This is a genomic window from Verrucomicrobiia bacterium (assembly GCA_035629175.1).
Taxonomy (GTDB): domain Bacteria; phylum Verrucomicrobiota; class Verrucomicrobiia; order Limisphaerales; family DASXHY01; genus DASXHY01.
In genome coordinates, this window is the sequence record DASPIL010000033.1 from 23,963 (window position 1) to 47,433 (window position 23,471).

16 protein-coding genes are annotated in these 23,471 nt (G+C 58.6%); 8 read left to right on the top strand and 8 right to left on the bottom strand.

Annotated features, from left to right (window positions below; genetic code table 11):
- Window positions 1–87 precede the first annotated feature (87 nt).
- Together VEH04_05370 and VEH04_05375 are read left to right on the top strand one after the other, a co-directional pair.
- Window positions 88–2,688 (top strand): glycoside hydrolase family 88 protein, encoded by a 2,601-nt coding sequence (locus VEH04_05370; GenBank protein ID HYG22195.1) that lies wholly within the window; start codon window positions 88–90, stop codon window positions 2,686–2,688.
- 143 nt (window positions 2,689–2,831) lie between these two features.
- Entirely contained in the window at window positions 2,832–3,728 is an 897-nt protein-coding gene (locus tag VEH04_05375) for a PEP-CTERM sorting domain-containing protein (GenBank protein HYG22196.1), read from the top strand.
- 176 nt (window positions 3,729–3,904) lie between these two features.
- Here VEH04_05375 and VEH04_05380 read toward each other — a convergent pair whose 3' ends face one another.
- A complete protein-coding gene (locus tag VEH04_05380; GenBank protein HYG22197.1) occupies window positions 3,905–5,050 on the bottom strand; it encodes a XylR family transcriptional regulator in 1,146 nt (381 codons plus the stop codon).
- 203 nt (window positions 5,051–5,253) lie between these two features.
- On the opposite strand from VEH04_05380, the gene VEH04_05385 reads away from it, so the two are divergent.
- Both VEH04_05385 and VEH04_05390 read left to right on the top strand, forming a co-directional pair.
- Entirely contained in the window at window positions 5,254–6,102 is an 849-nt protein-coding gene (locus VEH04_05385) for a prepilin-type N-terminal cleavage/methylation domain-containing protein (GenBank protein ID HYG22198.1), read from the top strand.
- A 191-nt stretch (window positions 6,103–6,293) separates the two neighbouring features.
- Complete coding sequence (locus VEH04_05390; GenBank protein ID HYG22199.1) at window positions 6,294–7,193, top strand: prepilin-type N-terminal cleavage/methylation domain-containing protein; 900 nt, start codon at window positions 6,294–6,296, stop codon at window positions 7,191–7,193.
- A gap of 56 nt (window positions 7,194–7,249) precedes the next feature.
- Here the strand turns inward: VEH04_05390 and VEH04_05395 are convergent, their stop codons facing one another.
- Together VEH04_05395 and VEH04_05400 are read right to left on the bottom strand one after the other, a co-directional pair.
- Window positions 7,250–9,421 carry a hypothetical protein gene (locus VEH04_05395; protein HYG22200.1) on the bottom strand — a complete coding sequence of 724 codons (2,172 nt, stop codon included), beginning with the start codon at window positions 9,419–9,421 and terminating at the stop codon, window positions 7,250–7,252.
- A 217-nt stretch (window positions 9,422–9,638) separates the two neighbouring features.
- Window positions 9,639–12,947, bottom strand: coding sequence for a glycoside hydrolase family 2 TIM barrel-domain containing protein (locus VEH04_05400; GenBank protein ID HYG22201.1), 3,309 nt, complete (start codon window positions 12,945–12,947; stop codon window positions 9,639–9,641).
- 311 nt (window positions 12,948–13,258) lie between these two features.
- Between VEH04_05400 and VEH04_05405 the strand changes: the two genes are divergently transcribed.
- Genes VEH04_05405 through VEH04_05420 form a run of 4 tightly spaced genes read left to right on the top strand, consistent with a single transcriptional unit; the run spans window position 13,259 to window position 17,748 of the window.
- A complete protein-coding gene (locus VEH04_05405; protein HYG22202.1) occupies window positions 13,259–14,515 on the top strand; it encodes a ribulose-bisphosphate carboxylase large subunit family protein in 1,257 nt (418 codons plus the stop codon).
- A gap of 10 nt (window positions 14,516–14,525) precedes the next feature.
- Complete coding sequence (locus VEH04_05410) at window positions 14,526–15,851, top strand: four-carbon acid sugar kinase family protein (protein HYG22203.1); 1,326 nt, start codon at window positions 14,526–14,528, stop codon at window positions 15,849–15,851.
- Window positions 15,848–16,525 (top strand): aspartate/glutamate racemase family protein, encoded by a 678-nt coding sequence (locus tag VEH04_05415; protein HYG22204.1) that lies wholly within the window; start codon window positions 15,848–15,850, stop codon window positions 16,523–16,525. The genes VEH04_05410 and VEH04_05415 overlap by 4 nt, the downstream gene beginning before the upstream one ends.
- A complete protein-coding gene (locus VEH04_05420) occupies window positions 16,522–17,748 on the top strand; it encodes a bile acid:sodium symporter family protein (GenBank protein ID HYG22205.1) in 1,227 nt (408 codons plus the stop codon). The genes VEH04_05415 and VEH04_05420 overlap by 4 nt, the downstream gene beginning before the upstream one ends.
- Window positions 17,749–18,010: 262 nt before the next feature.
- Here the strand turns inward: VEH04_05420 and glpK are convergent, their stop codons facing one another.
- From glpK to VEH04_05445, 5 genes are read right to left on the bottom strand one after another with little or no spacing between them, the layout of a single operon-like run.
- Window positions 18,011–19,471, bottom strand: coding sequence for a glycerol kinase GlpK (glpK, locus tag VEH04_05425; protein ID HYG22206.1), 1,461 nt, complete (start codon window positions 19,469–19,471; stop codon window positions 18,011–18,013).
- Between the two features lie 40 nt (window positions 19,472–19,511).
- A complete protein-coding gene (locus VEH04_05430) occupies window positions 19,512–20,063 on the bottom strand; it encodes a four helix bundle suffix domain-containing protein (GenBank protein ID HYG22207.1) in 552 nt (183 codons plus the stop codon).
- Between the two features lie 54 nt (window positions 20,064–20,117).
- The gene (locus VEH04_05435) at window positions 20,118–21,119 is read right to left on the bottom strand and encodes a transketolase C-terminal domain-containing protein (GenBank protein HYG22208.1); all 1,002 of its coding nucleotides are present in this window, start codon (window positions 21,117–21,119) and stop codon (window positions 20,118–20,120) included.
- The gene (locus VEH04_05440; protein ID HYG22209.1) at window positions 21,116–21,961 is read right to left on the bottom strand and encodes a transketolase; all 846 of its coding nucleotides are present in this window, start codon (window positions 21,959–21,961) and stop codon (window positions 21,116–21,118) included. Before VEH04_05440 ends, VEH04_05435 begins: the two co-directional genes overlap by 4 nt.
- A complete protein-coding gene (locus VEH04_05445) occupies window positions 21,954–23,375 on the bottom strand; it encodes an L-fucose/L-arabinose isomerase family protein (GenBank protein HYG22210.1) in 1,422 nt (473 codons plus the stop codon). Before VEH04_05445 ends, VEH04_05440 begins: the two co-directional genes overlap by 8 nt.
- Window positions 23,376–23,471 lie beyond the last annotated feature (96 nt).

Here is a 23,471-nt window from a genome sequence, read left to right on the forward strand (position 1 = left end):
CCTGCAACGCCGGTAACCTTTCGCGAAATTCCCGGTTCTAAACGCCGTATGCACTTCGCCCAACGCGCGCTGGATCCAAATTACCTTATGAAGCTGATGCGAGTCCTGAAATGCTGTTGTCTGCTCCCCGCCGCTCTTGCACTGTCCCTGGCCAATGCAGCCGATTTTCCCAGCCAATTCAAAGGCGCAACGCCGCTGGAGTGGTCGATTCGCATGGCGCAGTCGGAAATGGAACGGCGCGGCGACAATCTTGCGTGGAAGGAAGGCGGCCGCGCCAAATGGGATTACACGGCGGGGCTTTTCACGGAGTCGCTGCTGACGCTGCACACGCTGCATCCCGATCCCCGCTACGTGGAGTTCAGCAAGCGCACGATCGGTTCGTTTGTGAAACCTGACGGCGGCATTCAGGGTTACAAGCTCGAGGATTATAACATCGACAACATCAATCCCGGAAAAACCGTCATCACGCTCTGGGAACGCACGCAGGAAGAGCGCTACAGAAAGTGCGCTGAGTTGCTGCGCAACCAATTAAAGACGCATCCGCGGACGAGCGATGGCGGGTTCTGGCACAAGCAACGGTATCCAAACCAGATGTGGCTCGATGGCCTCTTCATGGGGGCGCCGTTTTACGCTGAATACGCGAAGCTCTTCAATGAACCCGCGGCGTTCGACGATGTGGCGAAGCAGTTCAGGTTGATCGTGAAGCACACCTACGATTCGAAGAGCGGCCTCTTCTATCACGGTTGGGATGAAAGCAGGGAGCAGGATTGGGCCAGCAAGACGACGGGAACTTCGTCCAATTTCTGGGGTCGCGGGCTGGGTTGGTTTTCAATGGCGCTCGTGGACGTTCTTGATTTTCTGCCGCAGGAACATCCCGGGCGCGCAGATATTCTGAAATCGCTGAAGCTCGTTGCCGACGGCATCGTCCGGCATCAGGACCCCGCGAGCGGTCTGTGGTGGCAGGTGATGGACCAGGGCGGCAGGGAGGGAAATTATCTCGAGGCAACGGCCGCGACGATGTTCACCTACACTTTGGCGAAGGCGATCAACGAAGGCTATCTGCCGCGCGACCCGTACCTGCAGCCGCTGCTGAAAGGTTACAGCGGGCTGATAGAACGGCTGCTCAAAGTGGAGGCGAATGGAAAAGTATCGCTCACCCAATGCTGCTCGGTGGCGGGACTCGGTTACGGACGCGATGGATCGTACGCGTATTATCTTCGCGAGCCGATCGTGAATAATGATCTCAAGGGCGTCGGGCCATTGATCCTTGGAGGAATCCAGATGCAGCGGCTGCTTGGGTTGCCCATGCGCGCAGAGTGGAAAGGCCTGGGCTCAGGCGGCGCGGCAGCAAGTATTCTCACAAATGAATGGAAGCTGGCCGACGAGATTCTTGCGCGCATTCAGGCGCCTGTTTTTCCGAATCGTGAATTCTCCATCGTCGGTTTTGGCGCGAAGTCCGATGGGCAATCGGATTCCTCTGATGCGATCCGCAACGCCATTGACGCATGCGTGAAGGCGGGCGGCGGGCGCGTCGTGGTTCCTGCCGGGATGTACCTGACGGGGCCAATTGAATTGAAGAGCCGCGTGAATCTGCATCTCGATGGCGGCGCGACGCTGTTGTTCAAGAAAGACCCCGCCGCATTCCTCCCAGCAGTGTTGTCACGTTACGAAGGAATGGATTGCTGGAATTACTCGCCGCTCATCTATGCCATCGACCAGGAAAACATTGCCGTCACCGGCGATGGCGTGTTGGACGGGCAGGCGGATCACGAAACGTGGTGGCCGTGGAAAGGGCAGGCGAAGCATGGATGGAAAACGGGCGGACCGCAGCAGAAAGCCGCCCGGGATCGGCTGATCAAAATGGTCGAGAACAACGTGCCCGTCGACGAACGCCGTTTCGGCGAGGGCGATTACCTGAGGCCCAGTTTTATTCATCCATATCGCTGCCGCAACGTGCTGATCGAAGGCGTGCGCATTCGCCGATCCCCCATGTGGGAAATTCATCCAGCGCTCTGCACCAACGTGATCGTGCGGGGTGTCGACATCGTGACGCACGGGCCGAACAACGACGGCTGCAATCCTGAAGCTTCGCGCGATGTGCTGATCGAAGATTGCCTGTTCGACACGGGCGATGATTGCATCGCGATCAAGTCGGGACGCAACAACGATGGACGGCGTGTTGGTTTGGCCTCGGAGAACATCATCATTCGCAACTGCACGATGAAGGATGGACACGGTGGCGTGGTGATTGGCAGCGAGATTTCGGGCGGCTGCCGAAATGTCTTTGTCGAGAACTGCGAAATGGACAGCCCGAACCTGGATCGTGTGCTGCGGTTCAAATCCAACGCCGTGCGCGGTGGGCTCGTGGAGAACATCTTCATGCGCAATATCCGCGTTGGCCGCGTGGCTGATGCGATCCTGCAGATTGACTTCGTGTACGAGGAAGGCGCGAAAGGCAGCCATCGGCCGGTTGTTCGGAATGTCGTGATGGAAAACATTACGAGCCGGGAAACGCCGCGCGTGTTGAACGTGGTGGGGATTCCGAATGGCGAGATCAGCAACGTGCGTGTCGTGAATTCAGCCTTCGGCAACGTGCAGCGACCCGACGTGATCAGGGAGGCGACGGATGTGAAACTGGTCGACTGCGTGGTTGAGAACGCGGGTGCTGCGGCAGCGAAGGCGGATTAAGCAGCGGGTTATCCGTAATTCCCGAGATGCGCCATTTGTGCCGAATTTTCAAGCACCTTTGCAACCTGCAAGGGTGACAATTCTGCATGCGCCGTTACGATGGACGCCGTTCAATACAGAATAACCCCAACAACCGCTGACTCATGAAACTCCCGATTACCCTGTCACTTGCGGCGCTTTGCGGCGTCGTCGCACAAAGCCAGGCTGCGACCCTTCTCAATGACACATTCGCCGACGGCGCGCGCAACGATCAGAATCTCCCCACGTCTTCGCAATGGTATCGCGGCGGCGTTGGCACGCTGGATGTGGTCGCTCCTGGTGGTCCATTGCGCGGCGACCTCGGCGCGGGAGCAACCGGCTCCGCGTCCTGGACAACTTACTTCGCCGGCGCAGGCAACGCGGTCGTGCTCGCGAATGCTGGCGATACGCTGCGTCTCACGTGGCAATTCAGTCTTACGGGAATCGGCGCTCAGAACAACAGCCAGAATTTCCGTTTGGCGGTGGTGGATACGCCCGATGCTAATCGACTCGCGGCTGACGGAGCACCTGGAAACGCCGCGTACGCGGGTTACGGAATGTTCATGAATCTCGCGCCCGTGCTGGGCAACTCGAATCCTTACCAGCTCATGGAGCGCGTTGATCCAAACACCGCGTCAGCCATGCTTTCAGCAGGTGCTTCCTGGGTCGGCTTGGGCAATGGCGCTACTACCGGGAATACAGGCTACGTCGAAGGCACGCAATACACGCTGACAATGGAATTTATGCGCAATGCCCTGGATGGCCTGGATATCACCTCCACCATGTCGGGTGGCAGCTTGAACAACTCGGGCACCGCGACGGTGAGTGTTTCGGATGCAACGCCAAACAGCTTCAGCTTCGATACATTCTCGATTCGCCCTTCGAACGCGACAGGTGCAGCCCAGATATTCGATACAGGGCGATTGACCGTCGAGTTCATCCCGGTGCCTGAGCCGAGCGCTTTCGCCCTGGTTGGCCTTGGGTTGGCTGGTCTTGCGATTCGCCGCTCGCGCAGGGCATAAGCCCCGCCTGTTTTTTGGATCACTCTCACGCGCCGGGAATTTTCCCGGCGCTTTTGTTTTTGGCGGAGCGCAGTTCAGCCTGCTTCGCTGTTAAACATGCGAGAATCCTTGGAACTCTCCCACGCGCGTTCAGTCCCAAGGTTCGACGCGGCCACTGACGCGGCGCGCCTTCGCTGTCAGTGATACGAGGCTGTGCGGAACTGTTTCGGCGAGACACCCGACGCCTGCTTGAACGCGACGCAGAAGCTATTGGCGCTTTGGAATCCGCACATGCCCGCCACAATCTCCACCTTCTGGTCCGTCTCAGTCAGCAGGCGTTTTGCGCGTTCAATGCGCATTCGCTGAAGCTCCTGTCCGGGCGTGCGGCCGAGATTCTCGAGGAAGGCTTTATGCAATCCGCGGCGTGACATCGCGGCAACGCCGACAAGATCCTTCACGCTGATTGGCTCATGGCAATGCTCCCAAATGAAGCGGAGGCTGTTCGCGACTCCCTTGTGATTCACGGCCAGAAGATCGCTGCTTTTGCGCGTAATCAATGTGGCGGCCGGAACGCGGATCGGCTGGTCGGGAGGTTCTCCACCGTGCATCAGCCTGTCCAACAACGCAGCGCCTGTATAGCCGAGTTGCTCAAGGTTTGTGTCGACACTCGAGATCGGAGTCAGCATGGCGTCGGGCGCGAGCAGATAGTTCTCGGCGCCCACGATTGCAACCTGTTCAGGAACGGTGATGCCCGCGGACTGGCAGCATTCCAGCACGTCCAGAGCGTGTTCGTCGTTGGCGGCGAACACTGCGAGCGGTTTGGTCGCCCGGCGCATCTGCGCGGCAATCCAGCTGCGCTTGCGGCTCCATTGCTCGCGATCCACGCGATAGGCCGGTGACTGATGCCATCGAATCCAGGCGCACGCGTGGCCCGCTTCCCTCAACGCGGCGACAAATCCCTGGCCGCGTTCCTCATAGGACCAATTGTCCGACTCGCTGTAGAAAAGGAAGTTCCGAAACCCCCGTGAAAGAAAATGTTCCGCCGCCATTTTTGCAGCATGTGCATGATCTTCGAGGACGCGGGGAAACTTGAGATGCGGACGCCGGCAGCTCAGGTCTACGGTTGGTTTTTTGGCATGAACGACAAATTCGGCGAGGTCATCGCCGGCGCCGAGCCATGCGAGGATGCCATCGCCATCCCATCCCCAGGGAATAATTTTTTCCCGTGCGAAATTGGCGGAGAGGTGCCAGTCGTGTTCCTGCGCATAGCGTTCGATTCCGCGATGCACCCGGTAATCGTACCATCCGAGCGCGGTAAGCACCCGCTTGCGGCGTTTGTGCATTGTAGCGCGAAGAATGACCAGTGTGTTGGAGCCACGCAACTGGTTTTCGTGTCGTGAGAACTGACGTGAAAAAAAGGACGCAATTCGTCGGGCGGGTGCAGTTTTTTCAAGAGCAAATGCAGATGCGGAACGTTGTTCCTGCTGGGGATCGCGACTATGGTGAATTCGCATCGACCCAATCTTATAACGACCATTCCCGCCGTATGATCCACAGCCCCCAGGTCCGACCCCTACTCCCCGCGCGTCCTTCGCGAACCCGTGGTTTCACGCTCATCGAGCTGCTTGTGGTCATTGCGATCATAGCCATTCTCGCCGCGATGTTGCTCCCGGCGCTGAGCAGTGCCAAGGAGCGTGCGCTGCGGGTCAACTGCGCCAGCAACATGCGCCAGGTGGGAATCGGTATTGGAATGTATGTTTCAGACAATCGCGACACGATGCCGATCTGCGGCTGGCCGAGCGGGCAAAATCCCTGGCAGACGTACAGCGCGGCTCGAGTGGCAGGCGATGGTGTCACGATTACGCGAGGGTTCATGAGCCTGGGGCTTCTCTTCCGAACGAAGGCGATTCCGGATGCCAAGGTTTTCTATTGCGCGAGCAACAAGCGGACGGGCGGGGAGAAATGGACCTACGAATACGCATCGCGCAAAGCGCCCTGGCCCTCGTCGCCGGATGCCGCGGATGAACAGGTGAAGACTGGCTATAATTATTATCCGCAATCCCGCGATGTCACTCCCGTTGGAGGCGTCCTATTGCCGAAACTCACGTTTACGCCAGTGAACCTGGAGATTGGCGGCCAATTTTCAATGGTGGTCATGAAGCAGTCGAACGCTGATCCCAACAAGAGTGTCTCCACGGATCTGGTGCACAGCAAGGAAGCGATTCCCCACAAGGCCAATGCCGGAGCCGGGGGGCTGAATGCGCTGTTCTCCGATGGCCATGTTGCCTTTCAAAGCTCCCGTGCCAATCCGGGAGCGTTCCAGGCCACGTTATGGGAAGACCCAGGCGGCGACTCGACGAGGTTCCGCACGCTGATGAATCTTTGGAAGCCATGATGCGGCGGCTGTGACTCGCTTTTGACCCGGCACCATGGAGTCCATGGTGCCGGTTTTTTTGTGCTGAACCCCGTGGCCGGCGCTCGGTGCGGCGGAAGCGGTGCAGATTTTTCACCGCTAAATGCACGCTCCGGGCATTGCTGGCGCGGAGTACCCGTTGCTAGGTTCAGATAACTCCAACCGAAACGCCTATGAGCAAGTCTGTTCAAGCAACCATTTCGGCATCCAACACTCGATTGAAATCGTGTCGTGACACGGCCCCGGACCGCGCAGCCTTCACGCTGATCGAGCTTCTGGTGGTTATCGCAATCATTGCCATTCTCGCTGCATTGCTCCTCCCTGCACTGAGCAGCGCGAAGGAAAAGGCGATGCGCGCCAGTTGCAGCAGCAACCTTCGGCAATCTGGTGTCGGGATCAACATGTATTCGGGAGACAACTCCGATGTTTTGCCAATTTGCGGCTGGCCGAGCGGGCAGAATCCGTGGCAGACCTACAGCGCCTGCCGTGTGCAGCCGGGGACCATGAATGTCACCCGCGGCTTCATGAACCTTGGCTTGCTGTGGCGAACCAAGCTCGTTCCTGACCCGCGCGTTTTTTATTGTCCCAGCAACAAGCGCGGAGCGGAAGATCGCACGTTTGATTATTACTCACGATCTCCGAACATGTGGCCATCCACGCCCGTGGGATCGACGGACGAACAGGTGCGAGCGAACTACAATTTTTTTCCGCAGTCCAAGGAGTTGAGCCCTGTGGGCGGAGTGCTGCTTCCAAGAGTAACCTACAAAAATGTCGTTCTCGAGTTTGGGGGAGATTTCGACATGATCGTGATGAAGCTAAACAACGTGGACCTGAACAAGAGCATTTCCACCGATCAAATCCATAGCGTTGCCACTGCCGCCCATAAACTGAGTTCGTCAGTCGCCGGATTGAATGCGTTGTTCGCCGACGGCCATGTCACTTACCAGAATGCGCGTCAGAATCCCACGGCCTTCAAGCTCTGGAAGGATCATGAAGTTGGGGGCGAACCCCTGGGCAATGATCCTCCGCCCAGCAGGACCTGGCGGACGCTGATGAATACCTGGAAGCCATAAGGAAAAAGAGCGCCGGCGAAACCGGCGCTCTCGCGATTACTTCACGCCAACTGCGCTCAAGGCGTGGCAAGCACCCGATAGAACCTTTGAGTCGTGGTAGAGATTGCTGAGTTGGTGTAGGACAGCGTTCCGCCGGTTCCAATCACCGTGGCGTTCGTTGTCCAGGAAGACGGCGATTCCAGGGAGGCCGACGACAGCACGTGGTAATTGACTCCGGTTTGTGACGCCCAATTGAGCCGCACGGAACCAGGTGCGAGCAGGTTCACACCAAGGCCGAACGGATTGAGGGGGATCGCAGCCGCAATCACTTCCACCTTGAATTCCGGGAACGTGAATGTGTCGGCCGACGTTTCGAGTGAATTGGGGCGGATCGCGAACGAGTCGAAGCGATGATACGCGTTATTGGTTTCGGTCGCGCTGTGCGTCCAATTGGTTCCGCCACCCGCGATCGAAGCGGTGACGTTCACCGAATTCATGCCCGTGCGGGCGACAGTGAATTCAAGCGTGTATTCCACCCCAGCCTGGAACGCCGGCGCATTGCTATAACCGCCGCTGGCGGGGCCGCTGCCCATCGAGGCGTAGCTTCCTGTCGTTCCCATGAGGTTTGAATCAAAAATGCCATTGCGAACCAGGAGCGAAAGCGGCGAGTTGGCGGTAAAGGTCGGACCAAAATCGACGCTTAACATGTAGCCTCGAACCCCGAATGCCCGGCCATTGCTGCCACTGATATCCGCAGCGTCCGCCGTGACACGCGTGCCTGCGTCGTAGTAATCAAACAATCCAAACCGAAGCGCAGCATTGTTTGTGTGGGAGGCAAAACTGTCGGGGATGAACGGAAGGGTGACTCGAATGGCTTGCCCGACATCCAGGTGAATAGGCTGGTCACCGGCGGGAACGAAGTATCCAAGCCACAGGCTTGAACTTCCTGTTCGCGGTGTGCCGACCAGGTTTCCGCCCGTATTGAATGCATTCAAGCCGCTGGATTCCTCACCCTCACCGGGAATCGTATACCACAGGGAGTTGCTCGGGGTGAGCGGCTCGTTGCTGCGAGAGTCAAAACCGAGTTCCGGGTCCGTAAACGTGTCGTGCATCACAAGGCCGTTCGGGCTCGCAACAGGCGCTGTAAGAGTCACGCTGGCGACTTCAGAGGTTGCCGATGAACTATTGCAGGGAATGTTCACAATCGCGCGATACTGGTTTCCATTATCGTCGGGCAGCCACAGGTTGGGCGTGGTGTAGCTTGAGAAGACAGCGCCCGGGATATCCATCCAGCTTGCGCCGTTGTTTTCACTGATCTGCCACTGGACGGTGGGGCTCGTTCCTCCAGCTACAACCCGAAACGTTGCCGTGATGCCCGCAACCTGCGTCAGGTTTGTCGGACTCGATGTGATCATCGCGGGTTCGCACAAGTCGGCTGGCGGCGTCACCTCCGCCCACGTGTTGGCAATGCGGAGCTCGTCCAGGTTTGCATTTTGTCCGCTCGCAACAATCCAGAATCGGCCGACGCCGGTGTTGCTCGTGTCATCGAGTCCGTCGGATGTGCTGACGCTGGGTGTGGGCACGCTCGCTTCGTCCACTCCGAAGGTTGAGGACGGAGGGTTGACCCACAAATCCTCCGTATCGGGAGTAGCTGCGGGCGCGATGATCTGCTGGCGAATCACGACGAGAAACGTCTGACCTGCGCTGACAGTTTCGGTTGCCCAGTTGGTCGTGGTGCCTCCCGCCCGGCTGAGCCCGAGTTGCACGGAGTTGCCGGATCGGCGCGCTTGCAAATGCCAGTGGAACGTGGCTGTCGACGCCCATCCGCTGTTCTGCCGGTTGGCAGCGGTGATGATCTGCCCGTCAGTTGAGACTTCGGAAATGCTGTTGAAGCGATACAGGAACGAATAGTAAACGTTTGTATTGATATCGGGCCGGAACGTTTGCGAGGGGACGAATCTGTTGTAGCTGCCGTTGTTGATGTTGCTGGCTGCAATCCACACCATGTCGCCTGTCGCCGCCAGCAAACCCAGGGCGGAGGCATCGAGGCTGCCGCTCCCGTTGGTGACAGTGATGAAATCCTGGGGAGTGTTCCACCCTGGTTCGGTCCCGGTGCTTCCGGTGCCTGCGGCGCCGAGTTCTCCCGTTTCATAATTGGCAAACGGTTCGTTCAAAAAGGTGATCGCCTGGGTGCTTGCGGTCAGCAATGCGCCGAGGCAGAGGACAAGAATCGTACGGCTTGGCTTCATAGGAATTGTTCTGGTTTGTCGATGGGCTGCATTCCAGTTGGGCGAAACACAGCAGGCAATTGCGCGATCACGAATAATTCCAACTCAGCAAAGAAGGCATGGCTTCAATACTGATTGGGATTACACGGGGTCACTCTAGCATGCAGCACAACAGCGTCAGCTAGGGAATATTGCATAACTGTTTGAAAAATGAGCACTCCCGGCTGGAGCAGAGACCTTATCTGACTTCTTCAAAGCGAAGCTTCAGACGGTAAGGCTGCGGCGGTACGGAGTACTTTTCCAGGACTCCCGGGCCGCAACTGCCATTGCCAAGACCGGATTGCGCTGCATCTAGCGACAGGACCACTGTACGCCGTTTTTCCAGTTCGTGCGGATGGCGGGCCGACGCAAGATCGGCTGCGGTGAAAGGGAGCGCGGAAAACGAGAACAACGCTTCAATTGCCGATACCTTCAAGCCAGCGCCGTTCCCGTCTTTCAATGTCAGCCACCGCGTGTCCTCGTGGTTTCCATTTTCCTGCGGGCGGACGTAGGGAACGTATTCATTGGTAACAGAACTTCGCCACAGACTGACATCGGCGCTCTCCTTTCGATCGGCGTAGTTTTCCCACGGACCGCGGCCAAACCATTGGAGATTCTGAAACATTCCGTCCAACTGCAGCACGACACCGATGCGCGGCAAAGCGGGCAGGACCCCGAACGGCTCAAAACGGTTGTCGTGATCGAGGACGCCCTCGGGGTGAATGGTCCATGTTTCAAAATGCCGATAACCAGCGCCGTTCGATGCGGTCGTGCGCGAGACAATGTGAATACGTATCGGCGCGGACTCCTGCACTGAGAACGAATCCAGCGTGCGAGTCGCCTGGTCAAGGCCGGCCTGCCGCCAATCGCGTGCAAGCCATCGGCCAAAGCCGCGGTCGTTGTCCGCCGGCGCGCGAAAGAATTGCAGCACCGGGCCGCTGTTGCTGCCGCCAAGGAATTCGCGCCCTGAATAAAGCAGCGAACTCAACGTGCCGTTGTTGACATTGAACCGAATTGAAAACGTGTCGCCCGCGATTGCGAGCGATTCATTCGTGCGCGTCAGTCGCAGCCCCACGTTGCGTCCGCGTGAGTTATCGAACCGGGTCTCCCGCTGGGAAGAGGCAGCCTGGGTGGATCGAACGTTGATGGGCATCTGCTGCCACGCGACTTCGTGTCCTGCAGGCGCCCAATCCGTCTGGTGCCGGAGGTGAAAACTTAAGCGAAGCCAATGTTCCGCGCCGCGCCGCGTGGCGGTTCCAGCCGCAGGAATGAACAGAAGATTCGTCCCGCCTGGACGCAGCACCATGGGATTGGCGATGCGGGACTCGACAACCACTCCGTTGCTGCTGACCGTCCATCGAGGTTCGAGATCGCGCAGGTTCAAAAACGAGTGGCGATTCACAACTTCGATTTGCAATCCGCGACGATTCCGGCCCGCCAGGCGAATTCCGACGGGTTGGTACACCTTCTTCACTTCCCAGTATTTCGGATATTCATCGCGATCCGAAGTCACAACGCCCTTGATGCTGAAGATCCCATGGTTCGGCACATCGCCAAAGTCGCCGCCGTAGCCGATGAATCTTTTTCCGTCGGAAGATACCTTGCGCAAACCCTGGTCGCACCATTCCCAAATGAACCCGCCGAGCAATCGCGGATGTGAATAGATTTCATCCCAGTATTCCTTGAGGTTCCCGATGGAATTGCCCATCGCGTGGGCATACTCACTCGTGAGAATGGGACGATGGTCGTTCGGATAACGGGCCATCGCGAGCAAGTAGTCCCAACGGGCGTTCTCGGGAGCGTCGGGTTTGAGATAGGGCTGCAGCACGCGCGGATAGAAGCGGCTGATCACGTCGACGCTGTCAGGATCCGGCGGAGGAAGATTCCGTGCGTTGGACGCGGAAGCGGTGGGTGAACTTGAGCCAGGGAGAAGTTCGCGTTCCCGCGCTTCGCCTTGCGCCCCTTCATAATGGATGGGGCGGGTTGGATCGAAGGAACTCAACCAAGCTGAGATTGCGGCGAAATTGGGGCCGAACCCGGATTCGTTGCCCATGGACCACATGATGATTGAAGGGTGATTCTTGTCGCGTTCGGCCATGGCAATGGCACGTGAGAGAAACGCGTGGTGCCAGCCCGGATCGTTTGCGAGGTATCCACGCGTTCCGTGCGTTTCAATGTTGGCTTCGTCAATGACATACAGCCCGTGACGATCGCACAGCTCATACCATCGCGGATCGTTGGGATAATGCGACGTGCGGACGGCGTTGATGTTGGCGCGCTTCATCAGGAGGATGTCCTGCACCATGCGATCCACGGCTACTGCATGGCCCCGGTCAGGATCAATTTCATGCCGATTCACGCCTCGAAGCCGGATGGGCTGGCCGTTTACGAGGAATCGGCCATCTCGAATTTCAATCTCGCGAAAACCGACGTTGCAACTGACGGCTTCAACGATGTTCGAAGCCGAATCCTTGAGCGCTAGGACCAGCGTGTAGAGGTTCGGTGTTTCTGCAGTCCACTGTGACGGCCTTGCCACAACCCCTTCCATCAGGGCGAATGTTGGCGAACCGCGCTGAGGGGTGAGATCGTTCAGGATCGACGGCGCAAAATTCTGGTTCAACAACGACGCAGCATCGCGTTTCAACGCCTGCATTTCAACCGGACGCAGCTGTTCATCAAACAAAGTCGCTTCAATCGTCCAGCCGGCAAGCGACTGCGTTGTGTGGCTTTCGAGCTCGGGTTTGATTTGCAGCGTAGCGTCGCGATAATCGGCATCGAAATCGGTCCGTACTGCAAAGTTGCGAATGCGCACGGGCGCGGTGGAGTAGAGGCAAACGTCGCGAAAAATTCCGCTCAATCGCCACATGTCCTGATCCTCCAGGTAGCTGCCATCGCACCAGCGATAGACCTGCACCGCAACCTGGTTGGTTCCCGCGGCCACATGATCAGTGATGTCGAACTCCGCAGGCGTGCGGCTGTCTTCGCTGTAGCCGGCAAATTGGCCATTGATCCACAGGTAAAATGCGCTGTCGACGCCTGCGAAGTGAATGAAGACGCGGCGCCCGTCCCATGCAGCCGGCAGCTCGAATGTGCGACGATAGGAGCCCACAGGGTTGCGTTCCGTGAATGCCGTGAAATGGGTGGGCGGAACAGAAGTCACGCGGGGCGGATCGATTCGGAACGGATATCCCGCGCTGACGTATATCGGCGTGCCGTAACCGCGCATTTCCCAATTCGAGGGCACGTCGATGTGAACCCATTGCGAGTCGTCGAACCTTGATTCGAAAAAGTTGGTGGGACGCGAGTCTGGCGTTGGAACCCAGTGAAAACGCCATGCGCCATTCAATGATTGATAAAATGCCGAACGTGTTGGATCGCCTGTAAGAGCGGATGTGACGTCGTGGAACGGTGTGAACGTGGCGCGCGGCGGCTGTTTGTTGATTTGGTTGACCTGCTCGTTTTCCCACTCGCGGGCGAAAGAGGTTGCCCCGCAGAGCAGCAGGACCATGGCGAAAATCAGTGGTGAGCAGGTTTGGAAGTCTGCGCTGCTCGTAGCGCAGGTCTCCGAACCTGCTGTATCTCCGGCTTCCGAGTGCGCTGAGCCAAACCGCGCACGGGAAGTTTGGAAACCCGCGTTACACCGAGTTTTCAAGTCTGCGCTGCGATGCGTGGGGGTGTTCACTTGGCGAGAGCTTAGTCAGTCAGGCGGGATGCAGCAACGGGCGAGGCAATTTCATCAACGCATTTGGCGATTTTCCATTCACGCAAAGTGTTGGTTCCTTGAAGCCGTTCGTTATGCTGGCGGCGGCTCAAAAACTCATGGAACGCATCCGCGCCATCTATCGGATCGAAACGCCGCTGCCGCTCGAGAAAGCCGCCGCAATCCTCGCTGGCGAGCAATCCTCCGGCACGTTCGTGGAAGTGCCAGGCGAAACCGCCGAACTGAAACACCGTTTCGCGGCGCGCGTGGAAAGCATCACACCCCGGGAGGTGCTGCCGCACCCGAGCCTTCCTGGTTGCGGGGAGGGAAACCAATCCTACCAACGCGCGGACATCGTGGTGTCGTGGTCGATTGAAAACATGGGATTCAATCTGCCGACGCTCGTTTCCACGGTTCAGGGGAACCTCTACGAGCTCTCCCAATTTTCCGGACTCAAGCTGCTTGATCTCGAGCTGCCGCCTTCCTTTGTGTCCCAATTTCGCGGACCGAAGTTTGGAATTGCAGGGTGCCGCGAGCTGACGGGCGTTCACGGACGGCCGCTCATCGGCACGATCATCAAGCCGAGCATCGGCCTCGCGCCAGGACAAACGGCGGAACTCGTCCGCGTGCTGAGCGAAGCTGGAATTGATTTCATCAAGGACGACGAACTCATGGCTGATCCGCCGCATTCACCCTTCGACGATCGTGTCGATGCCATCATGCGCGTGATCCATGCGCATGCCGATCGGACGGGCAAAAAGGTCATGTACGCGTTCAACATCAGCGACGAATTGGATCCGATGTTGCGCCATTACGAGAAGGTGGTTCGCAGTGGCGGCACCTGCGTGATGATGTCGATCAACAGCGTCGGGTTGTCTGCGGTGAAGAAGATTTGTGACGTTGGACAGCTGTCAGTTCACGGGCATCGCAATGGCTGGGGTGCCCTGAATCGGCATCCACTTTTGGGAATTGAATTCGGCGCATACCAGAAATTGTGGCGCATGGCAGGAGTGGATCAGCTTCACGTCAACGGCATCGCAAACAAGTTTTGGGAAAGCGACGATTCGGTCGTGCGCTCGATCGAGGCTTGCCAGGCGCGGCTGCAAAACACGTCTGCAATCCTGCCAGTGGTGTCGTCGGGCCAATGGGGCGGGCAAGCGCCCGAGACGTATCGTCGAACACAAACGGTGGACCTGTTGTACATGGCGGGCGGCGGAATCATGGCGCACCCCTCGGGGCCGGCAGCAGGCGTGCGGTCGTTGCGGAAATGGTGGGAGGCTGCGGTTGAGGGGCTGTCCATGGAACAGGCGGTCGAGGCGTATCCCGAGCTAAGGTTGTCCCGGGAAAAATTCGGCGGAAGCAAGCGATCGAGCTGACGCCACGCGCATGAGCCTGCTCCTGACATTTTATGGCGATGACTTCACGGGGTCGACTGACGCGCTGGAGCAGTTGAACATGGCAGGCATCCAGTCCGCATTGTTTACTTCGCCGCCAACGGCCGAACAGATGCGGCGATTCGATGGGCTGCAGGCGATTGGCGTCGCGGGGCGCACACGCGCGTTGCGGCCGAAAGCGATGACTCGAGAACTGCGGCCAGCCTTTCAGCGTTTGAAGGACCTGCGGCCGCGTCATGTTCATTACAAGGTTTGCTCGACGTTCGATTCATCCCCTGATGCCGGCAATCTCGGCACTGTGATTGCATTGGGATTCGAGGTGTTTCAAACGCGATTCATTCCCATCCTCGCGGCTGCTCCCGCGCTCGGCCGATTCACCGTGTTCGGAAATCATTTCGCGCAATTTGGCATCGGCAGCGGCGGGGAGATTCATCGGCTGGATCGGCATCCGTCCGTCAGCAGGCATCCGATCACCCCGATGCGTGAGGCGGATCTGCGTTTGCACCTGGCAAGACAGACGAAGGAAGCCGTTGGCCTGTTTGACGTCCTCAAGCTTTCACTGCCAATGCAAAAGCGAACAACCGCTCTTGAAGGCCTGCTGGCTGCTGGGGCGCGCGTGGTGTTGTTCGACGCATTGACCATGGACCACGTGGAGCGCGTGGGTGAACTGATGGATGCGTTTGCGAGTGAACAGGCCCCGATGTTTTCAATGGGTTCGTCCGCAATTGAAACGGCACTTGCCAGCATGACGAGCAAACGGCCGCGAGCGGTGAAGCCTCGCCGCACTGGAATATCTGCGGGCGAACCAGTGCTGGTGGCCTCGGGCAGTTGCTCGCCTGTGACGCTGCGCCAGATAAGGTCTGCGGTCCGCAGCGGGTTTGTTGAAGTACCGCTGGACGTGCGGGCGCTGGGAGCGGCAAGGAGCCGCGCAAACGAAATTGTCCGCGCGTCGAACGCCGCGTTGGCCGCGCTCGAAAAAGAACGCAGTGTTGTGATCCATACGACCCGTCACGGCCGCGCCGAACGACTGTCGAGCCATTTCCCGAAAGGCACGGCTGAGGTTCTTGGGAATGCGCTCGGTTCCGTGCTCCGGAATGTCCTGGCGAAAAATCGGGTTCACAGGGTGTGCCTTGCTGGAGGGGACACGTCGAGTTACGCAGCCCGTGCGCTAGGTTTGGAGGCGCTTGAGATGATCGCGCCGTTGACACCCGGGGCGCCGCTGTGTCGTGCGCGCGCTCCAGGTTCGCCGCTCGATGGGCGTGAGGTGGTTTTCAAAGGCGGGCAGGTGGGAGTGGAAAATTATTTCGAACAGCTATGAAAAAGACGCTTGGATTGGTTCACACATCAGCGACGCTTGTTCCTGTATTTGCGGCGCTGTGCAAGGAGAAGCTGCCGAATGTCGAGACCTTCAACATCGCCGATGACAGTCTGATCAAGGATGTGATTCGCCGAAACGAGCTCACGTCCCAGACAGCACGGCGGGTCGTTCAGCATGTGGCGTCGGCTGCCGAGGCTGGCGCCGATTTGATCCTTGTCACGTGCTCCTCGATTGGCCGCGCAGTGGAGACAGCTGCCGGGCTGGTGAACGTGCCCGTGCTGCGGGTGGACCAGCCGATGGCCGACGAAGCGGTTCGGCTGGGCACTCGCATTGGCGTCGTGGCGACTTTGCCCACGACACTGGAACCCACGGCCGATCTCATTGCGCGGCGCGCTGCGATCATTGGCAAGAGAGTTGAGGTCACATCCCGGCTTTGCGAAGGCGCCTTTAATGCCTTGATGAGTGGAGACGCTGCGACGCACGACGCGATGATTTCGGCAGCGCTGCAGGACATGGCACAGAAGGTGGAAGTCATCGTGCTTGCGCAGGCATCGATGGCCCGGGTGGTCGAGGGGCTGCCTTCGGAAGCGCGGCGTGTTCCTATCCTTGCGAGTCCGCGTCTGGCGATTGACTACGTGGCTCAACGCATGCAAGGCGCGGCGGGGTCGATATGAACCCCGCCTGGCAAATGCTGGCGGCGGCTGCCGCTGTGGCGGCTGCGATTTCCCTGCGATTTGTTCCAAAATTGCGCAGCTACCAATTCACTGCATGGATCATTGCCGCGGTCGTGTGCGCAATGATTTATCCGCAGCGCTTCCTCCGGATTGGTGATGTGGATCTCCGCAACAAGTGGCTGATCCTGTTCATTGTGCAGGCGGTCATGTTTGGAATGGGCACGCAGATGAAGCTGGCGGATTTCAAAGGGTTGGTGCGGATGCCGTGGGCGGTGTTCATCGGCGTTGCCGGGCAATTCACGATCATGCCGCTCCTGGGTTTTGCGCTGACCAAGCTTTTCCAATTCGAACCTGAGATAGCGGCGGGTGTGATTTTGATCGGCTCGTGCTCCGCAGGCCTTGCTTCGAACGTGATGGCCTACATCGCGAAGGCGAACCTGGCATTGTCGATTACGATGACTTCGATAACGACGATGCTGGCGCCGGTCATGACGCCGTTTTGGATGCGGCTGCTCGTTGACGAACGCGTTGAGAGTTTGAGTTACGTGAGCATGATGATGGAGATCATCAAAATAGTCATTGTTCCGATCGCCGCGGCGCTCCTGCACGATTATCTCGGGTTCGCCTCGGAGCGGGGGAGAAGGATTGTGCTTTCGCTCGCGCTGGTTGCGGTGGGGTGGCTGGCATTTCTGGCGCTGGGCGGATGGCCATGGCTTCAGCTGGCGTTGTCTGCGGACGCGCTGCCGTGGGTGGGAGCGGTTGGATTTGTGCTGGCGGCGATTCCCGTCGGGGTCATCTACCATCAACTCACGCGATTTTTGCCTGTCTTGCCACGAGTGATGCCGGTGCTCTCGATGGCGGGCATCGTCTATTTCACCACCGTGACGACTGCGGCTGGCCGGAACAATCTGCTCGAGGTTGGCGGGGCCCTCTTTTGCGCGGCCGCGTTGCACAACGTGTTCGGCTACGTGTTCGGTTACGGATTGGCGCGTTTATGCAGGCTCGACATGGCATCGTGCCGCACGGTTGCATTTGAGGTCGGCCTGCAGAATGGCGGAATGGCGTCGGGCATCGCAGGCGCGATGGGCAAGCTCGGGACTGTGGGCCTGGCGGCGGCCATTTTCAGCCCGTGGATGAATGTCAGCGGATCCATTCTCGCCAATTACTGGCGAAAGAGGGCTGGAAAGACGGCAGAATGCGGGAGTCAGGTTGTGATCACCTGAAGGATTTGAATTGCGCCTTTGATTTCATCTCCGCGCTGGAGCCCGCGCCAGGTTCCGCGGTTATCCCGGAACGCCAGCCGGGAATTCCCATTGCACTTGATCAATGCCCGTTCTGTTCGTTGGCGTATCGCACCGGATTTCTGCTCTGGCTGCACGTGGCTCGTCATGAACACAACGTACATCAGCGCACGCCTTCCGCTAACCGGATTTGGCCAGGAAGCTACGCATCTTTTGGCGCGATCGCGGGCTGGCAACTGGGAATTCAGATTACCCGGCGCACAGCCTGCTGCCATGCGTGATGCAGGGCAGTTGCCTGGGCGGAATCCAGCTTTGGAGCGTAGGAGATGTGTGTGTTTCCGATGCGCTCCAGATCCTGCAGCGATCCGCAGATCTTCTGGTTCAGCAATCCATTCAGCGCAGCGCCCCAGGCGCACAGTTCGGTGGTCTGCGCAACGGCGAGTTCGGCACGAGTGATGTCCGCACTGAATTGCATGAGAAACTGGTTGCGGGTTGGACCTCCATCAGCAGCAATCCGGGTGACGCGATGCCCTTCCGCGCTCATCATGTCCAGGACGTCGCGAAGCTGGTACGCGATGGACTCGAGGGCGGCGCGGACGATGTGTTCGCGCCGGGTGTGGGCGCTCATGCCGAGAATTGCGGCGCGCGCATCAGGAGACCAGTAGGGCGCGCTCAGGCCTGCGAAGGCGGGGACGAGATGCACACCGCCGTTGTCGGGCACAGAGCACGCCAGAGCTTCGACTTCCGAGGCGTCGCGGATCAGTCCCATTTGATTCTTCAACCATTCGATGGTGGCCGCGGAGAAGTTGATGAGACCTTCAAGCGCGAAAGTGGCCTGGCCATTGAGCACCCATGCCAGGGCCAGCACGCTTCCCTTTTCAGGCAGGCGGAATGCGCTGCCCACATTCAGCATGACCGACGTTCCTGTTCCGAACGTGGCTTTTGCGGTTCCCGGCGTGAAGCAGCGCTGGGCGAAGAGAGCTGCCTGTGAATCGCCCATCACCCCTGCAATTGGAATTGGGTTTGGAAGCAGGCCCTCGAGATCAGTATCGCCGAACTGAGCCGCGCTTTCCCGCACTTCAGGCAGAGCGCGAGAAGAAACTTCGAAGAGGTTGCACAGCTCTGGATCCCATCGAAGTTCGGCGATGTTGAACAGAAGCGTGCGGCTGGCGTTGGTGAAATCGGTGGCAAAAGTTTTTCCATGCGTGAGGCGATGGATAAGATAGGTGTCGATGGTTCCAATGACCGCTTCACCGGTTTTAAGCTTTTGCGCGAGGCCGGGTTTTTCCTGGATGAGCCACTTGAGTTTTGAAGCCGAGAAATATGTATTAATCTTGAGCCCGGTCTTTTCCCGCACGGTGCTTTCATGGCCGGAACGAATGAGATCGGCGCAAATCCCATCGCCGCGGCGGTCGAGCCACACCAGCGCATTGTGCAAGGGTTTGCTGGTTTTACGGTCGAAGATGAGGATCGTTTCGCGCTGGTTCGTCAGGCTGAGGAAGCTGATGGGATGGCGATGTTGTTCCACCACCTCCCTGAGGACGGCGAGCGTGTTCTGCCAGATTTCTTCAGGGTCGTGTTCGACCCAGCCGGGTTGCGGGTAGAGTTGGCGGTGCTCGCGGCTGGCCCGGGCGAGGACTTCGCCTTGCGGCGAAAAGACGAGCGCTTTGGTTGCAGAGGTGCTTTGGTCAAGGGCTAGGAGCATGGGACTAATGAGACTAATGGGACTAATGGGACTAATGGGACTAATGGGACTTATGGCGGCGGCGGGCTTCGAACATGCGTTCGCGGAGGCCGCCGTGCCGGGTGAAATCCTGCTCGAGACGAAGGATCTGGCGATCAAGGAGGTAGTTCGCCTGGTGAATGAGACAAATGGCGATGTTGGCTACGATCTCCGCAGGACGGCTTTCCGCAAACGGACGAAAGATCTCGTACGTAGAGTCGGGCCGGCTGCCAAGTTTGCGCACGTAGAGAGCCTCTGTTGAGTTCTTGTCCCAGATGTTCAGTTCGCGCGCGCGTAGGAAATCGCCGTAATCGAGCAGAAGTTCTTCCAGGCTGGCACGAGCCACGTTCGTCAGCTTGATTTCGGTTTCCTTCGAGGTGCCTGAGGCTTTTGAGGCTTCGGAAATGTTCTGCTTTCCGGATCGCGCTGCCTGAACCATCTGGTCGATCGTCCGGTCTCGTCTTTCGAAAAAGCGCTTGCAAAAGGTGAAAGTCAGGTCGTAGATCATCTCTGATTTCCGGTAGGACAGAAGCTCGCGGTAGTTCCCGTGCGGCGGTATGAATCCCTCTTGCATATGTTTTCCCTTTTTTCCCCATCAGTCCCATGGATCCTATAAGACCCATGGGACTCATGGGACCCGTGCCTTTATAACCACTGCCGACAAACTTTCCATCGAAATTCCGTAATGGCGGAAAATGTCCGCTTGCGAACCTGTGACGGTTTCTTCATCTGGAATGCCTACCATGCGGAACGCCACGTGCACGCCCGCCTGCATGAGGAGGCCGGCGCACGCTTCGCCCAAACCGCCGTGAACGCTGTGCTCTTCCACCGTGATTACTGACCGGCATTCGCGGGCCGCGCGCAGGATGGTCTCTGCGTCGAGCGGTTTCACTGTGTGCACACTTAAAACCCTGGCGCGAATGCCGCGCTCTTCCAACGCCGCCGCTGCCAGCACGCAATGCACAACGGTCTCTCCCGTCCCAATAAATGCAACATCGTTGCCGTCGCCCAGCTGGATCGCCTTGCCGGCTTGAAACTGTGTGCCTGGCGCGTGCAGCGTGTACATGGGCGCCTTGCCGAAGCGCACAAAGACCGGCTTTGATGCGCGTGCGGCGGTTAGGATGGCCTCCCGAGTTTCAAAGTTGTCCGCGGGAACGATGATGCTGATGTTATTGATCGCGCGCAGAACAGCGAGGTCGTGCAACGAATGATGTGTGCTGCCGAGCGCGCCATAACTGACGCCGGCACTGATCCCGACCAACACAGCAGGGACGTCAGAATAGCAGATGTCGTTCTTGATTTGCTCGAGCGAGCGGGCGGTGAGAAAGCAGGAAGGTGAAACCCCGAACGATTTCTTCCCGCACGCAGCCAGCCCGGCCGTGATGCCAACCAGATTCTGTTCAGCAATGCCGACTTCGATCAGTTGTTCCGGAAACGCCTTGCCAAAAGGTGCGAGCTTGCCGGAGCCGCGTGAGTCGCTCGTTACCGCGACAATATTGCGATCGGCGCGCGCGAGTTCCTCCATGGTTGCCGCGAACTCGTCCAGGTTCGCGCGTCCCATGCTCAGGCCAAGCTTCTCGGCCATGGCTGTTGCAGCCGTCGAAAATATTGAAGGGGCAGGGGCGCTCATGAATTTTTTTGCAGCCGCTGTTCCGCCGCAGTGAGTTCATCTAGGGCCTGCTCCAGTTCGGTGGCGGTGGGCACGCCGTGATGCCACTTCGGCACGTTCTCCATGAAGCTGACGCCCTTGCCTTTCACTGTGCTGGCAAGGATGAACGTGGGCTGCCCGGGCGCAGGCGCGGCGCTGAGCGCCTCAACCAGGTCCGCGAAATTGTGTCCGTCGACGGTCCGCACCGCCCACCCAAAAGCACGCCATTTGTCCTCGAGCGGCTCGTTGCAACACACATCACGCGTGTGGCCAGTGATCTGCAGCGTGTTGTGGTCAAGGATCGCGACGAGGTTATCGAGCTTGTGATGCGAGGCCGCCATGGCAGCCTCCCAGTTCGAACCCTCGGCCAACTCTCCGTCACCGAGCAACGTGAACACGCGGTAATTGGCGCGATCCATTTTCCCGGCGAGCGCCATCCCGAGGCAGATCGGAAGACCGTGGCCCAGTGCGCCCGTGTTCATTTCGATTCCGGGAATGTGGCGCGTCGGGTGGCCCACGAAATGGGACTGATAGCGGCAGATCTTGTCGAGTTCGGTTTCAGGGAAGAAGCCGCGATCCGCGAGAACGGTGTAAAGCGCTTCAACGCAGTGTCCCTTGCTTTGGACGTAACGATCGCGGTGCGGGTGCAGCGCATTCTGCGGCGAGATGTTTAGCACCTGGTTGTATAGGGCCACCAGGATATCGATGCAGGAGAGGCCGCCACCCGTGTGTCCGGCGCCTGCATGACGAATCGCCTGCAGCATGCGTTTGCGCAGGCGCAACGATTTGAGCTGGAGGTCCAGGAAGGGGCGTTGTTCAGCCATGCCGGTGCACTTCCCATCCGAAATAGTTTCCAAAGGCCTCCTCGAGAATGGCCGCGCTTTGGGAAACGGTCATCACGACATGGTGTTCAAAGCCGTTGCGGCAAACGTAGTTCATCAGCTTCTGCAGGTTCGGCACACGCGCCACAGCTCGATTGCCGAAGGTGTCGAGCGGATCATTTGTAAGCTCGCCCTCGCCCACATACGCGCGGATGCAACCGTCCGTATCCGCGGTCGTGATGCGTCCGAAGGTCAGGGGACCCCCGGGTGTGCGCCCTTCGAGTGCGCCATATGTGTTCTCCACGCCAAGCGTGCTGCCGAGAATCGGGGCGTTGGAAATCTTGATGTCGGGCAGAAAGCTCTTCGCCCAGTTGCCGCAATGGAAGAGCACGCACTTTTCGTCGTCATCGGCGTAGTTATTGTTCCAATCGACGAGCGCCGCAGGCGTGTTGCCTGCCAGTTGCATGGCACACATCGTAAGCACGCCGGTGACATCGACCTCGCACGCACTTGGCATGAAACGATCGCTCATCATGCTCATCAGCGTGCAAACGTTGCAGCCGTAATTCTGTTGAACCGAGGTCCAGCATTGAATCGCCGTTGCGTCGAGCGCGTTGGCGGTCATCCAGTCGGCGAGCACGACACCCATTTTCGCCATCTGCACGAGCTTGTCATGGGGAACGCCCGGGGCAGGCGCGTAGCTTTTGATTTCGTCGAGCTTTGCTGCGACGGACGGAACCGACAGATCAAGCTTGTTGGCATTGCCGATGATTTCGGAAAGATCAACCGTGGTGACGCTGATGCCGTGCCGCTCCAGGATTTTTTCCGAGTAACGAACGGTGTTGAACGCGCCTGGCCGCGCGCCGACGGCGCCGAGCCGGACACCGCGCATGCCGTTCACGACGCGGCAGACGCCCATGAACTGCTGCAGGTCCTGCATGAAGCTTGCGGACGTGGGATGCGATACGTGTTTGCTCGTGAGCGTGAACTTGATCCCGGCCTGGACCAGGTTGTTGCACACGGATATTTTGCCGCAGTAAGCATCGCGCCGTCGCGCAGGGGAGAGTTGCTTGAGGTCGTCGGGATAACCCTGGATCAAAACCGGCACGTTCAGCTTTGCCATCTTGAGCGTGTCAGCAACTCCCTTTTCATCGCCGAAATTCGGAAGGCAGACAAGGATCCCATCCATCTCGTGACTGTGCCTTCGGAAGAGTTCAGCGCACTTTCGGGCATCGGCGTGGGTCTCCACACCACCGAGCTTGGAGTCATTTTCGTCCAGCTGAATGGCGCGAATGCCGAGTTTCGCAAACACACCTGCCATGTCCGCCCGCGCCTCCGTAATGAGGTGATCCGGGAAAAAGTCGCGATTTCCGTAAAGCACGCCGAGCGCGAACGGCTTGGAATTGAGGGCTTTCATAGTGCGTGGAAAGACAATTCCCTGCGGGCAATTGATGCAAGCCGTTTCTGGCTGGTGGCATTTTCCATAAATCTTTTGGCCCTTTTAAGATGACCG